Raw genomic sequence first — 13,800 nt, 5'->3', positions numbered from 1 at the left:
CTCAGCCCCTTTCCACGACGATTGCCTGCTCGAGCGGATCCAACGTGCCTGAAGTGTCGGCGCGTCCGGTCCGGAGTCGGTTGTCGATGTAGTTGACGAGGTGCGTCAGCGGGATGGTCAGAGCAAGGTAGAACAAGCCTGCCGCAACGAGCGGGGACAGGCTGCCGGTCTGGGCGTTGAGATCACGTCCGACGGCAAAGAGTTCCCGCTGGGTGACGAGGAGACCGAGGAAGTAGATCAGCGACGAGTCCTTGATCAGCGAGATGAACTGGTTCATCAACGCCGGCAGAACGCGTCGTACACCCTGCGGGATGACGACCAGCGACATGGACTTTCGGTAGCTGAAACCGAGGGCACGTGAAGCCTCGAGCTGCCCGGACTCGACGCTCTGGATTCCGGATCTGAAGATCTCACCGATGTATGCCGACGCGAGCAGGGACAGCGCCGCGACACCGAGCCAGTACGGATTGCTACCGGTGATTCCCTTGACGATCGGTCCGACGCCGAGCCCGATGATCAAGATGATGACGACTGCGGGCAGGCCACGGAAGATGTCGGTGTAGACGCGGGCCGGCCAGCGCAGCCAACGGGTGCGCGAGATACCGGCGACAGCGAGCAGCATGCCGAGGATCGTGCCGATGATGCCGGACGCGAGCGCAAGGATCAGGGTGTTGGGAAGACCGGTCTTGAGGAGATCGGGGAATGCCTTCTTGTACAGATCCCAGTCGAAGAACGTGTCCTTGAGCTGTTCGAGCGTCGACTTCGGTTGGTACGACGCGGTATCGCCACCGTCGCCGTTTGCTGCGTTTTCCGCGGCAATGGCTGCGAAGTCGGGCAGTTCCGGAGTGGCCGCGGCCTTGGATCCGGGCTTCCAGCCTTCAGGGAGTTGGCGCGGTACCCAGTCGGCGTACAGCTGAGACCAGGTTCCGTCGTCGATGACTGCGTCGAGGCCGGAGTTGAGGGCGTCGATCAGCGGCTGGTTTTCCTTGTTCACCGCCCAGCCGACGAAGTTGTTGACCGAGAAGGTGTTCTGGATGATCGAGGTCGGGTCACCGGGAGCGATTGCACCTTCGGCCTGCTGAGACGGAGCTACCCAGGCGTCGATCTGTCCGGACTTGAGGTTCGCGTACGCCGTGGCGTAGTCGGGAAACTTCACGGGATCGAGCTTGAGCGTGTTCACGACGTAGTCGTCCTGCACGGTTCCCTGCACGACGCCGATGCGCTTGGAGGCATCCAGGTCTCCGAAGCCGGTGATCGGGCTGCCGTTAGGCACGACGAGGGAGAAGTATCCGAAGTCGTAACCGTTGGTGAAGCCGACGGTGTTGCGACGGTCGTCCGTGGTGGTGATGGACGACGAGCCGACGTCGAAGCGTCGACCGGCAACCTGGGCGAGAAGCCCGGCGAACTCGGTGCCGACGAACTCGACCTTCAGGCCCAGCTTGTCCGCGACGGCCTTCAGCAGCTCGTTGTCGTATCCGGTGTACTGATTCTCGGAGTTGACGCAGATGCTCGGGGGCGCGTCACCGAGCGTGCCGACCGTGATGACCCCGGGTTTGATCAGATTCAGCTTCGAGGTGTCGATCTGATCGACCGGGGTGACGGTGGCCGTGGTGTAGCGGTCTTCGGCGCCCGCACCCGCTGCCGCGTCCAGATTGGTGGGCGCCGCGGTTGCAGCTCCCACTCCTGGAGGTGCACACAGGTCTGTGGGGGCTGCCGACGAATCCGAGCCACTCGAGCACGATGACAGAGTCAGCGCCAGGAGGGCAGTGAGGAGCAGTGCCACCACCAGGCGGATCTTCGCTGCGACGGAAGAAAACATGCGTGCAGCGTAAACCTAAGGGTAGCCATTTCTCCGTGTAGAACTGTTGACAGTTTTCGGACAAGGGGCCGTTGCGCTGCGGGCATGCCTTCAAATCAGCGTGATTTTAAGTATCGCCAGGTCGGGGAATCTCGTGCCGAAGAGATCGGCGTCAGCGGACGGGTGCGAGTTCGACGCCCGACGGAGGTACCAGGCGACGCAGCGTTCCGTCGAAGCCGGTGACGTAGAGCGCCCAGCCGTCGCCGTCCTGTCCGATACGCACGGAACTCGGCCCGTTCCACCCATTCGACAGACCCGAAGCGACGACGCAGGAAGTGCCGGTTTCAGGGTGTACGCGATAGATCGAGCCTTCGACGTGAGCAGCGGCGTAGAGCATTCCATCCTGCGACATGGTCAGATCGTCGAGTCCGGGTATCAGGCTCGGGACCGTCGCTACAACTGTCCACGCGTCAGGGGGATCCAAGGGCACTCGAATGATCTGACCGGTGAACAGGTCATCGGTGTACACGGCTCGATGATCCGGACTGAGCGCGAGTCCCTCCGAACGCGGCACTGTCGACCAATTGGGAACGACGGCTCCGGAGTCGTGCAGATAGCGCGAGACGCCCTTTGGCGGACCTCCTTCTGTTCCGACCCACGTGGTCAGCAGATCGCCGTCGGGAAGCCGGAGCAGGCCGTTGCCCGCGAAGTCGACGGGTGCGGACAGCTGATCCGTCGAGGTGTCCAGGTGCCACAGCTTGCCGTCCTGTCTGGTGAGGAAGGACAGCCTCGAACCGTCGAGTTGCAAACCGCCAGGGGCAGCCATGTCGTCGAGGACAGTTCGTACCTGTCCTGCGGCGTCGACGTGATAGATCTTCGACTCGCCGGAGAGGTAGAACCCGCCGTTGTCATCGGGCTCGAGGTTTTCGAGCTGTTCCAACCCTTGCGCTACGGTTTCGACCCGCCACTCGCCGCACATCGGCGCGACTGTCCAGGTGGCCCCCGCCGGCGTCACCGCGGCCACGGTCCCGGCTGCGATCGCCGCGACGATCAACAACGCCCGAGTTCGGTTGCGTGATACCCCCATTGCGCACAACTTACGGCAAACCGGACCAATATCAAACGGTCTGGTCGGTATAGCCGACGCCCAGAGGGTCGCTCCAGGTGGTCCACACGTCTGGCCCGAGTTCGATCTCGGCTGTGGTGAGTAGACACGCGTCGAGTTCTCGGTGCAGTCGAGACGGGTCGATGGATTGGCCGATGAAGACGAGTTCTTGTCGGCAGTCTCCGACGGGTTCTTCCCACTTGTCGAGGATTCCGTCACGACGGTAATCGTCGGCCGGCCACTCGTCACGGGGTAGAAACTTCCACCAACGGCCGACGTATCCGTGGCGAATGAGATGACCGGCCTGAGAAATACTCCCGATCTCGGTGAACCGGCCGGCATTCCAGTAGTAGCCCTTGGCCCGAAGTAACTTTCCGTTGGTCCACTCGCTGCTGAGGAAATCATGCAGCCGTTGGGGGTGGAAGGGTGCGCGCTCGCGGTACACCACCGAACTGATTCCGTACTCTTCGGTTTCGGGGATGTGTTCACCTTGGAGTTCTTGTAACCATCCGGGGGCCTGTGCAGCCTTTTCGAGCGAGAACAAACCGGTGTCGAGAATCGTGTCGAGTGGGATGCGACCGAGCGTCATCGGAACTATCGCAGCGGATGCGTTCAAAGAGCGCAGGACTGCGGTCAATTCGACCAGGTGCTGGTGCGAGACGAGATCGGCCTTGCTCACCAGGATGACGTCGGCAAATTCGATCTGATCGACAAGCAGATCCGCGATGTCTCGTTCGTCTTCCGGGGCATCGGCTTCGACGCGGCCCCCAGCCGTGTAGTCGCGCAGAAAACTGTGGCCGTCGACGACGGTGACCATGGTGTCGAGTCGGGCGACGTCGGCGAGGGCGTGGCCGTCGGTATCGATGAATGTGAACGTCTCTGCGACGGGAAGCGGTTCGGAGATGCCCGAAGATTCGATGAGTAGGTAGTCGAATCGGCCATCGGCGGCCAAGGCACTGATCTCGGAAAGAAGATCCTCTCGCAGAGTGCAGCAGATGCAGCCGTTGGTCATCTCGACCAGTTTCTCCTCGGAGCGACTGAGCGAGATCTCACGCTCGACTTCTGCACTGTCGATGTTGATTTCGCTCATGTCGTTGACGATCACCGCGACCCGCCGACCCTCTCGATTTCGCAGGATCTCGTTGAGTAGTGTCGTCTTCCCGGCGCCCAGGAAACCTGACAGCACCGTGACCGGAAGTCGTGTGTCGACCATGATTTCCAGTGTCCTTCCGAATGAGAGAATTGCTGTGATCAGGCGGCGGTCACGCGAAACGCTGTGATCGCGTGACCGCCGCCCGGAATGTTGGACGATCAGGCCGCAGGCTCGAGGTAACCCTCGAAAAGGTCGACTACGACGCTGCCGCCGTCGGTGTCGCTACCGAACAATTCCTCGGCGGCGAACTTCACGTGGTACGTCGGTCCTTCGCCGGCGTCGTTGCGCCCGTGGCCGATTGCGTCGGGAAACGGCCACTTCTCGGTAGTCCGATGAGAGATGGTTCCCACTCGTCCGCGGCAGTACGCAGGCATTCGAATATGCCCCGGAACGTACTCGTCGCGCACGCGTACTCGCTGACCGACTTCGAAGGTGGTCGTCTCGACGGGTGCCGGACGCCCTTCGGATTCGCTTGGCCGCGACAGTGGGAACGGTCCCCCTGCAAGGCTTTCGAGTTCTTCCTGCGTCAGGATTCCCTTTTCGACCATCAGTGTCGCGACGCCGATGACGTACCTCTCGTAGTACGGGGTCATCATGTAGTGGCGTGGTTCCATCCGCTCGACGACGTATCGAACTTCGTCGACGCTGAATGCCCCGAGTTCGGCGACACCGGCGAACATCAGGCTGTACGGCAGGTGTTCCCACTCGGCGTGGAAGGTGGGGCCGATGTCGGCGTTGACGGTATGCGGGACTTTGCCGAAGCCTTGAACTCCGGCAAGATCGTGTACTCCATCCATGGTGTGCTTCTTTCTTGTCGGGGTGATCAGACGGTGGGGACCTGCGGGACTGCGACGCCGATCAGGCAGTCCTTGGTGACGATCTCTTGAAGCTGTTCCTGGCTCCAGCCTTCGGTGCCTGCGGGACGTTGCGGGAGAACCATGTAGCGAGTTTCGGCGGTGGTGTCGTAGACGCGGATCTCGACGTCCGACGCGATCTCGGTTCCCATCTCGGAGAGAACCTTCCGTGGCTCACGCACCACTCGCGCACGGTATTCGAAACTCTTGTACCAGGTAGGGGGCAGGCCGAGAATGGGCCACGCGGTGCATGAACACAACGAGCACACGATCACGTTCTTGAGGGTCGGGGTGTCTTCGACTGCCACGATGTACTCGCCCTGGGGGCCCAGATATCCGTACTGGGCAACCGCGGCGGTACCGTCGGTGAGAAGCAACTGCCGGAACTCGGGGTCGGTCCACGCCCGCGCGACCAATTCCGCTCCGCGCCTTGGACTGAAGTCCTCCTCGAAGGTCTTCTTCCATCCCTCGACGTAACCGTCGGGTACCAATCCCTTACCGTCGAGTGCGCGGAACAGGGCCCACGCCCGGTCGGAGACCGGCGCCTGGGCCGGTGCGGCGTTCTCCGTTGTGTGGTCGATCGTTACTGACATCTGGTTCACCTTTTCTATGCGGGCTGATCATGTGTGAATCGGTGGAATTTGTTGTGCAAGTGCGGATACAGAACTAGGTGAGGCTGAGTTGTGGTGCAGAGTCGGAGATGTGGTCGGCAGGCGTCGGAAACGCGCCGCGAAGCTTTTCGAATGCGCGCCCGACCCGGAGGACCGTCGCATCGTCGAAGGTCTTGCCGGTGATCATCATTCCGACCGGAAGCCCGTTCACCAGGCCGGCGGGAACGGACAGGGACGGATGTCCGGTCACGTCGAACGGTGCTGTGTTGGCGATCATCCCGAGAGCCTTCGTGATGAAGGTTGCACGATCCACGTCCTTCGCCGGTAGTTCGGATGCGACGTAGGGCAGTGTGGGCATCACCAGGACGTCGAATTGTCTCAAGGCAGTGTCGTAGGCGGCACGGGCGAGCGGTACGAGGTTCCGGGCTTTGCCGTAGCTCGCGCCGCCGAGGGTGGTGATGCCGTGGTGGCCGGTCAGAGCCACCAGTTTGACGGTTTCGGACAGAGCGTCGGCGTGCTGAAGGCGTCGAGAAGCAAAGTGTGCCATCAGTTCCGGATCGTACAAACCTTCGGCGTTCATGCCGTATCCGTTGCCGTCCAACATCTGGTAGGCACCACCGTCCGTGGCGATCACGTTCCAGATGTGGAAAGCATGTAGGTGCCACGGGATGTTTACTTCCTCTACCGTGCAACCGATTTCGGACAGACTGTGTGCCGCTGCGCGGACTGCGTCGTCGACCTCGGGCTGTGAGACCGCGTGCCCGAAACCTTCTCGAACGATCCCGATTCGCAGACCATCCACATCGGAGTCGAGGGTGGACAGATAGTCACCTGCTTCGACGCTGTCGGCTTGGCGTGGGTCGTTACCGTCGCGACCGGCGATGACCGAGAGCATCAGTGCGGCATCGTGGACCGTGCGTGTGATCGGGCCGAGATGGTCGATTGTTCGCTCGATGGGAAATGCCCCGGTATACGGGACGAGCCCGAACGTCGGCTTGTGTCCGACGACGCCGCAGAATGCCGCCGGGATCCGGATCGATCCGCCCTGATCCCCGCCGATGGCAAAATCGACGTCACCGTTTGCGACGAGAGCCGCACTGCCACCGGATGATCCACCTGCTTCACGCTGTGGGTCCCATGGATTGCGGACCGGTCCGCTTGCCGGTGTGAAGCTCGAACCGGAGAAACACAGGTCCTCACACACAGCTTTGCCCGCGACGGTTGCACCGGCCGCTAGTAGTCGAGTGACCACAGTCGCGTCGCGAGACGGAGTGAACCCCTCTACTGTCCGAGACCCGTTCATCATCGGAACTCCGGCCACGGTCACGTTGTCCTTGATCGCCACGCGTCGGCCGGTCAGGACGCCGTCCGACGTCGGCGGGATGCTTGTGGTCACATACCAAGCGCTCAAAGGATTTTCGCTCGCTGTTGGCACCGTGTGCTCACGTGACGTGGTCGGCGGGGTTGCCTCGTCGGCGTACAACTGGTCGACGACGTCGTAGGAGCCCAGTGCTCCGTCGATCAGTGCCGGCCACTCGAGCCGGGCTGACTGGTCGAGAGTGATGCCGTAATGCCTTGCGGCGGTGTCTATTGCATTGTCGTCAGGTCGGATTGTCGCCATGAGAAGTGTGCTCCTGATGTGATCGGCTTCACTTGTCTTTCAGACTAGGGCCGGATCCATAATTGCGTCAATAGGTATCGACATATTGACTCGTTAAGTTCGGGTTACGCGCGCTCAGAGAGAGCGGGGGTACAGGCGCCCACGGCGTGATTCAGCGAGCAGAATCGGTCGATGCAGTGGAACGCCGTTGTTCGTAGAGCTTTTCGATGTCGTGACAAGCTGCCGAAGTACTGTTTCCGGATCGCCTGCCGACGTTCGTTCGACTGCGCGTGCGTAAGCGACGATCGCTTCGTATGTTGTCTCCGACAGGGAACTGAGCGGAGGCAGGAGTTCGTTCGAGCTCGCGCTGTATCGCTTTTCGAGGTCGTGATCGCCGGCTGCGGATTGAAAGTAGCCGAATGCCGCCCAGACTCCGTCGGCATCGGAATTGCCGATGAGCTGCTGAGTGGCCTCGTCGAGGACCAATGCAAACGTCCGCGTGGTGGCCCGCAGTCCGTGCTGGGCGCATTGTCGTTCGAAGAAGACCTCGTCATGGCCCACCAGGGTGGAAAGAATCAGTTCGGCCCCGGAGTCGGCTATCGACTCGATGATGCGTGAGAAGTCGGTTGTCCCCAACGGTACGTAGACTTCGCCGGCCACCGAACCTGTGGATTCGGCGATCACACGCCGGGCCGCCCAATGCGCTCCGAACGACCACGAATACTGCTGGCCGACCAGGAACCAAGTGCGAGAACCGGTCTCGGACATCATTGCGGGTATACCTGCTCGCGTCTGGTCGAGTGGTCGCTCACCCAATCGAAGGACTCCCGGACGCGATCGACCTCCCTCGTTGAGAACTGTGTGCACCAACAGCACACCGGTGTTCTGCAATGCAGATGCAGCGGCATTGAAGGTCGACGATGTCACGCACGCGAAAACGGCGCGACATCCGCTTTTCACCAATCGCAGTGCGGTCGCCGCTCCGGCCGCCGAGTCGGAAGCGTCATCGCCGATCACCAAGTCGACGAGAACGCCGCCGATGCCGCCGTCGGCATTGATTTCTTCCACGGCCAGGGCTGCGAGTGTTTCTGTCGCCTGGGCGAATACAGCTGCCGGGCCGGATTTGCTGACCAGCAGCCCGATCCGATGTCGGTCGGAACGCGGAGGTTCGGGTGGAGCGAATCCGCGCTTGTTGGCAAGCCAGGAAATGCCGTCCTGATCGAGGCTGGACTCGAGAACGATCCGGGTCCCGGCGCCGTCGGGAAAGAACCGGATCGTCAGGCGGCCGCGCCACGGTTGGTGGTGCACGATCACGACCGATCGGCCCCGCTTCACGCCGGCGACGTATCCCAACAGCGTGATCGGCATTCCGACTGGATCTGCGCGTGCGCCGTCGCCGACGGGAAGGGAGATGGCGGCAGCGGCCCCGACCGTCAGTTGCTCACATTCGAGTTCGAGCAGTTGCCCCGTTTCGAGGCGCTCGAAGGCTGACCCTGGTGGGTCGGTCGTCACGATCTGTGCCGTTACGGAGAGACCTGGCACGTTCTACTTCCTGCCTGAAATAGGTGCTGGGGCTCAACAAGGCCTCACGCTCGGCGACGCACCGATGCGACGTCTGAATCCTCAGTCGCAGTGGCCGGCAACTCGGAGGCGTTCGAACCTGCTTCCAGCGCTCGCCCGAGGACGTCGCGCAGGAACTGGAGTGCATCGTTGGCGGGCCCCGATGGATCTATCGAGAACAGGCGATGACGTCCTTGACGCCGTTCGACGATCACGCCGGACAACCGCAGCGCCTTGAGATGTGTGGATACCGTGGTGCGACCGACCGTCGAAATTTGATCGCTGATGAAGCCCGCGTTGCACTCGCCGTGTGTAGCCAGCGTGTCGAGAATCTGTCGACGCACTTGGTCGGCCAGCACAGCAAACGCCAACTCTTCGTTTCGTTGAGTAGTCACTGTCTGCTGTCCGCGCTTCCTCGATGGTCTCTACTGAGATATGTCGACACCCGTCAACATATCTCGAGTTGCCTCCGAGGGAAAGAATGTGGCCGAAGATTGCCGGCGACTTCGGTCAGTGCTCGGCGGTGATCACCGCGTCGCGCAGCATTCCGGTCCCGGGATGGCAATTGATGTACTCGTAGAGCTGATCGGCGGCATCGAATACCGAGACCTCATGGTAGAGACGCAATTTCGACAGGCCCTCGGCCACCCGGAAGAACGTCGTGAAGATCCGTAGATGGGTCGGGTGGGATTCCGACCACCGTTCGAGTTGGTCGAGGGAGGCCCAGTGGCCGATGTTGTAGCTCAAGTCGAGGAAGTTTCCGTCGATGTCGATATTGCGTACGAATCGGTTGCTGTAGCACCCGACGGCCGGGCCGTTGTCGCGGAGGAAGTCCATGCCCGATTGAAGAGTGGGCAGGATTTCGTCCAGGTAGAGGCTGCGCTCGTCTGCTTCCGCGTCGGCCCAGTCCTGCCCGGACCTGATCAGTGCGATGTTGTCGTGTCCCCGCACTACTACGCGTCCACCTACGGCGGGGTCACCGGCGACGACCCGTAGTTCGCCCGAGGCCTGCATCCAGTCGGTTTGGGAGATCGGAAACCGCTCGCGCATCGAACCCCAGTAGCCGTGCTCGTTGATTTCGCCGCTGACACCGTCCATGACAGCTCCCACTCCGGGGAGGTCGTCTTGGAACGCGTAGAGCGTTTCGAATTGTTCGGCTCTCGGTGCCACGATCTCGCGGAAGAACCCCAATCCGTCCGACAGGCGGTCTTCGGACTCCCACCAGGAGGATACTGGAGGTGATGCGCTCCAACGATGTTGGGAAGAAACATCTTTCCAGTAACCGACCACGATCAGGTTCTCGTAGCCCTGGTTGTCGATGTGATGGGTGAGATCGTGGTGTGCCGGTCCGTCCGGCAAGTCGAAGCCGGCGACGATATCCCGCATCGCCTGCAGTGCTGCCGGGCGCTGATCCTCGCCGCGGAACTGTACGCCGAGATAGCCCATCACGACCTGGTGCAATGTGTCGTCTGCGCGCCCGACCCACATGGGAAACGGTGGCGTATAGGTATCCGGAACCCGCCTGGTCAGAGTGCGCGGGCATTGAAGGTGTTCGCCGATTGCAGATTCCATGAGTGCTCCCTGTGATGTAGGTGGTCGAATCGGGTGCCTGGCACTTGGCAACGCCGTGCCGAAAATCTACGCCCGCTCAGCCGAGCAAACTTGGCCGTCAGCGCCCGATACTTGGCCTACCGCGCCGAGAATTGTGGATAGGCGTCGGCGACAGAACGTTTTGAACATCATGTTGAATGGTTAAGTGTCCGAGGATGTTACAGATCAGCGGGCAGTACTTGTGGGGGCCACTGCTTGCGACCGGTATTGCCGCGGGCTGATCCCGAACTCCGTCTTGAATGCGCGACTGAAGGCGGCCAGGTCGGTGAATCCCCAGCGGTGAGAAATCTGGGTCAGCGACCGCTCTACTCCGTGGCGTTGCACGATCTCACGACGGCAACCGTCGAGTCGACGGCTGCGAATCGAACGCGACACCGTTGTGCCGTGTTCGGCGAAGGCTCGGTGCAACTGGCGAATGGAGACTTTGACTGATCCCGCGATGTCCACCGGAGACAGGGCCGGGTCTGCGATGCGGGCGTCTATGACCGACAGGGCGGATTCGTAGAGGCTGGTTCGCCGTGAGGTGATCGGTCGCGCAGTTGTGTGAAGAACGGACTTGACCAGGTTGCCGATCTCGTTGACGACTTCCTCTTCGTCTCCGCTTGCGTCGGACGTCATGCGGACGGAGGCAAGATCGTGAAGAAAGCGACCGAGCAGGCCACTCAGGCCCGCGTGTCCGTCGAAGGCGATGGCGGTCAGGCTCGTGACCTCCGCGTCGCTGAGCGACAGGTACGACCGTGGCCAGGTGAACACCTCGAGTCCCCAGATGCCGTCGTGTGCGTGTCCCTCGATCTGCCAATCGAAGGGGCGCGTGGTGTCGTACAGGACGTAGTCGCCACGTCGCAGGACGCATTCGCGGTCGTCTTGGCGCACTACCGCGCTACCGCGGCGGATCATCCCGATCTGCAGATAGTCCGCACCGTCGCTTTTGATGAGGCTGTTGCTACGGACTATTCGTTGTTCCATCGATTGAACTGCGGATACCCGAACGTGTGCGAGTTGGGCCGAGTGGACGGCCCCGCTGAATCGATCGCCGTCTCCGATATCGGATACGTCGAGCGCGACAAAATGCTCGCGCAACAAATCTGCCCAGTCGCCCGTGAGAGTCGTGCGTGTGGGCAGGGAGAAGCCGGATCGCGCGAGCATTGCAGGGCGCCTCCTCGCAGAAAAGCCGAAGTTCTCGGGTGCTCGATGTTCAGAGAGTAATCCCGCACATCAGACATGTCGATAGAAGTCGACATGTCATCGCGTCGGGAAGAAATTGTTTGCCATACAAACAACGCCGAGTTATTGTTTGTTGTACAAACAAGTAGGAGTTCGTGATGGCCACCGAGGCAGTTCCCGCAGCGCGCGCGACGCGTGAGTCGGGCAAGCAGACGCGCATGGCGCTGTTCAACGCCGCAACCGAGCTGTTCCTCGAGCACGGCGACAGCGTCTCCATCGCGCAGATCTGCACGGCCGCCGGCGCCCATCCCAACCAGGTGACCTACTACTACGGCTCCAAAGAAAAGCTCTTCGTCGAGGTGGCGTGCGCGGCCGTTCTGCGCGCAGGCAAGCGTGCCGAGGTCGATGCCGCCGACGCCGACACGGTCGGCGATTACACCGAGAAGCTGGTCGGATCCCTCCTGGGCTCGGGCGCTCCCAGCGTCGAACTCTTCGTGGAAGCGATGATGATGACGGGTCGTCGTGGTGAACTCCGCGACCTGATCTCCGAAACGCTTCGCACTCTGCACTCCTCGGGCGAAACCGCCCTCCTCCGTACCTTGATCCGCACCGGCTGGCAGCTGCGCGCGGGCATCGACGTCGAGTCCAAGGCCTTCTGGTCTGCGATCTTCGGCCTCGTCATCCAGAAGACTGCCACCGGCGAGAGCTTCGGCTACTCCCTCGAGGAGGCGGTTGCCGTCATCTTCGCCACCCTCCAGATACCCGACGCCGTACTCAACAGCTCGATGGAATGAACTCTCTTCGAGCGTGATTCTCCGACAAGGACTTCGATGAATATCGTTCGCGTATTCGACAGCAACGTCACCAAGACCCCGGACAAACCCTTCCTGATATTCGATGGTCACGATCACACGTACTCCCAGGTTCAGGACGGAAGTCGACGCGCCGCAGGCTATTTGCAGTCGCTGGGCGTGCAGCCGGGCGACCGCGTCGCGCTGATGTGTTACAACACTCCAGGATTCGTGTACGCGATGCTCGGTGCCTGGCGCTTGGGCGCCGTCGTGGTCCCCATCAACCACAAGATGCAGACTCCGGAAGTTGCCTACGTGCTGGGACACGCTAAGGTGTCGGTGTGCGTCTTCGACGGTGAGTTGGCGCCGGTTGTCGGTCGACTGGAGACAACGGCCAAGCTGATCAGCACGGACTCTGTCGCAGACGGTTTCGACTTCTTCGACGACGCCATCACCCGCCAGGAGGGCGTCGACGGTATCGACATCGACGAGAACGATCCGGCTGAAATCCTCTACACCTCGGGGACTACCGGCTCGCCCAAGGGCTGCGTCCACAGCCACCGCAACGTCGTCGGTGTTGCCGTCACCGCGGCCCTCGCCGTGTCGACGACTCGGGACGAGCGACTGCTCATGGCCGTGCCGATCTGGCATGCTTCCCCGCTCAACAACTGGTTCATGTCCACGCTCTACATGGGCGGAACCGTCGTGCTGCTGCGCGAGTACCATCCCGTCAAATTCCTGGAAACAGTTCAGGAACAACGCATTACCCTCTGCTTCGGCCCGCCGGTCATCTACACCACTGCACTCAACCTCGTGCCGAACTTTGCCGACTACAACCTCGGAAGCGTTCGTGCGTGGTTGTACGGTGGGGGACCGATCGGCGCGGATGTCGCTCGGCGACTGGTGGAGTCGTACGGCACCACCGAATTCCGGCAGGTCTACGGCATGACCGAGACCGGGCCAGTGGGCACCGTGCTGTACCCCGAAGAGCAGTTGAGCAAGGCGGGCTCGATCGGCCGCGTCGCGCTGGCCGGCGTCGACCTGCGCCTGGTTGCCGATGACGGCACCGACGCGGAGCCCGATCAGATCGGTGAGATCTGGCTGCGCGCCGACACCGTCATGCAGGGGTACCTCGACGACCCCGCTGCCACGAAGGCTGCATTTGCCGACGGCGGTTGGTATCGCACCGGCGATCTGGCGCGCAAGGATGCGGACGGCTACCTCTTCATCGTCGACCGCGCGAAGGACATGATCATCACGGGCGGTGAGAACGTCTACTCCAAGGAGGTCGAGGACGTGATCTCCGGCCACCCGGACGTCGTCGACGTCGCCGTTGTCGGAAAACCCAACGAAGAATGGGGCGAGACCGTCGTCGCGCACGTCGTCTGGCGTGAACCGGATGTCATCAGCGCCGACGACATCAAGGACTACCTCTCGGACAAGTTGGCGCGCTACAAGATTCCGCGTGAAGTGGTGTTCGCGACGATTCTTCCGCGTACACCGACCGGCAAGATCCAGAAGCACCTCATCCGCGCAGCGAGCTGAAAGGCCTG

12 protein-coding genes are annotated in these 13,800 nt (G+C 61.7%); 2 read left to right on the top strand and 10 right to left on the bottom strand.

Going from position 1 to position 13,800, the window contains the following annotated elements:
• Position 1: 1 nt before the first annotated feature.
• The 10 genes from AOT96_RS10010 to AOT96_RS09965 form a co-directional block, all read right to left on the bottom strand.
• On the bottom strand, positions 2–1,819 hold the full coding sequence (locus tag AOT96_RS10010; RefSeq protein WP_003946057.1) for an ABC transporter substrate-binding protein/permease: 1,818 nt from the start codon (positions 1,817–1,819) through the stop codon (positions 2–4).
• A 151-nt stretch (positions 1,820–1,970) separates the two neighbouring features.
• Complete coding sequence (locus AOT96_RS10005; protein WP_065351661.1) at positions 1,971–2,885, bottom strand: SMP-30/gluconolactonase/LRE family protein; 915 nt, start codon at positions 2,883–2,885, stop codon at positions 1,971–1,973.
• A 31-nt stretch (positions 2,886–2,916) separates the two neighbouring features.
• On the bottom strand, positions 2,917–4,116 hold the full coding sequence (gene zigA / locus AOT96_RS10000) for a zinc metallochaperone GTPase ZigA (protein WP_042450649.1): 1,200 nt from the start codon (positions 4,114–4,116) through the stop codon (positions 2,917–2,919).
• A gap of 98 nt (positions 4,117–4,214) precedes the next feature.
• Positions 4,215–4,853: a nitrile hydratase subunit beta gene (nthB, locus tag AOT96_RS09995; protein ID WP_065351660.1), complete on the bottom strand. Its 639-nt coding sequence runs from the start codon at positions 4,851–4,853 to the stop codon at positions 4,215–4,217.
• A gap of 26 nt (positions 4,854–4,879) precedes the next feature.
• Positions 4,880–5,503, bottom strand: a complete 624-nt coding sequence (gene nthA, locus AOT96_RS09990; RefSeq protein WP_042450854.1) for a nitrile hydratase subunit alpha — start codon at positions 5,501–5,503, stop codon at positions 4,880–4,882.
• 73 nt (positions 5,504–5,576) lie between these two features.
• Positions 5,577–7,142, bottom strand: coding sequence for an amidase (locus AOT96_RS09985; protein ID WP_042450636.1), 1,566 nt, complete (start codon positions 7,140–7,142; stop codon positions 5,577–5,579).
• 114 nt (positions 7,143–7,256) lie between these two features.
• The gene (locus tag AOT96_RS09980; protein WP_054187255.1) at positions 7,257–8,663 is read right to left on the bottom strand and encodes a substrate-binding protein; all 1,407 of its coding nucleotides are present in this window, start codon (positions 8,661–8,663) and stop codon (positions 7,257–7,259) included.
• A gap of 44 nt (positions 8,664–8,707) precedes the next feature.
• Positions 8,708–9,076, bottom strand: a complete 369-nt coding sequence (locus AOT96_RS09975; protein ID WP_007735244.1) for an ArsR/SmtB family transcription factor — start codon at positions 9,074–9,076, stop codon at positions 8,708–8,710.
• Between the two features lie 115 nt (positions 9,077–9,191).
• Positions 9,192–10,253, bottom strand: coding sequence for an aliphatic aldoxime dehydratase (gene oxdA / locus AOT96_RS09970; protein ID WP_065351659.1), 1,062 nt, complete (start codon positions 10,251–10,253; stop codon positions 9,192–9,194).
• A 204-nt stretch (positions 10,254–10,457) separates the two neighbouring features.
• A complete protein-coding gene (locus tag AOT96_RS09965) occupies positions 10,458–11,438 on the bottom strand; it encodes a helix-turn-helix domain-containing protein (RefSeq protein ID WP_030537648.1) in 981 nt (326 codons plus the stop codon).
• Between the two features lie 176 nt (positions 11,439–11,614).
• On the opposite strand from AOT96_RS09965, the gene AOT96_RS09960 reads away from it, so the two are divergent.
• The gene (locus tag AOT96_RS09960) at positions 11,615–12,250 is read left to right on the top strand and encodes a TetR/AcrR family transcriptional regulator C-terminal domain-containing protein (protein WP_030537647.1); all 636 of its coding nucleotides are present in this window, start codon (positions 11,615–11,617) and stop codon (positions 12,248–12,250) included.
• Positions 12,251–12,286: 36 nt separating this feature from the next.
• Positions 12,287–13,792, top strand: a complete 1,506-nt coding sequence (locus AOT96_RS09955) for a class I adenylate-forming enzyme family protein (protein ID WP_020971425.1) — start codon at positions 12,287–12,289, stop codon at positions 13,790–13,792.
• Positions 13,793–13,800 lie beyond the last annotated feature (8 nt).

The sequence above is a fragment of the Rhodococcus sp. 008 genome, from assembly GCF_001682295.1.
In the GTDB taxonomy this organism is placed as follows: domain Bacteria; phylum Actinomycetota; class Actinomycetes; order Mycobacteriales; family Mycobacteriaceae; genus Rhodococcus_F; species Rhodococcus_F qingshengii.
Note: the sequence above shows the minus strand (reverse complement) of the source record. Positions and strands in the feature narration are given on the sequence as shown.

What these genes read in the sequence shown, in the direction of transcription:
- AOT96_RS10010 (WP_003946057.1), bottom strand. Translation starts at nt 1,819, where the DNA reads ATGTTTTCTTCCGTCGCAGCGAAGATCCGCCTGGTGGTGGCACTGCTC.
- AOT96_RS10005 (WP_065351661.1), bottom strand. Translation starts at nt 2,885, where the DNA reads ATGGGGGTATCACGCAACCGAACTCGGGCGTTGTTGATCGTCGCGGCG.
- zigA (WP_042450649.1), bottom strand. Translation starts at nt 4,116, where the DNA reads ATGGTCGACACACGACTTCCGGTCACGGTGCTGTCAGGTTTCCTGGGC.
- nthB (WP_065351660.1), bottom strand. Translation starts at nt 4,853, where the DNA reads ATGGATGGAGTACACGATCTTGCCGGAGTTCAAGGCTTCGGCAAAGTC.
- nthA (WP_042450854.1), bottom strand. Translation starts at nt 5,503, where the DNA reads ATGTCAGTAACGATCGACCACACAACGGAGAACGCCGCACCGGCCCAG.
- AOT96_RS09985 (WP_042450636.1), bottom strand. Translation starts at nt 7,142, where the DNA reads ATGGCGACAATCCGACCTGACGACAATGCAATAGACACCGCCGCAAGG.
- oxdA (WP_065351659.1), bottom strand. Translation starts at nt 10,253, where the DNA reads ATGGAATCTGCAATCGGCGAACACCTTCAATGCCCGCGCACTCTGACC.
- AOT96_RS09965 (WP_030537648.1), bottom strand. Translation starts at nt 11,438, where the DNA reads ATGCTCGCGCGATCCGGCTTCTCCCTGCCCACACGCACGACTCTCACG.
- AOT96_RS09960 (WP_030537647.1), top strand. Translation starts at nt 11,615, where the DNA reads ATGGCCACCGAGGCAGTTCCCGCAGCGCGCGCGACGCGTGAGTCGGGC.
- AOT96_RS09955 (WP_020971425.1), top strand. Translation starts at nt 12,287, where the DNA reads ATGAATATCGTTCGCGTATTCGACAGCAACGTCACCAAGACCCCGGAC.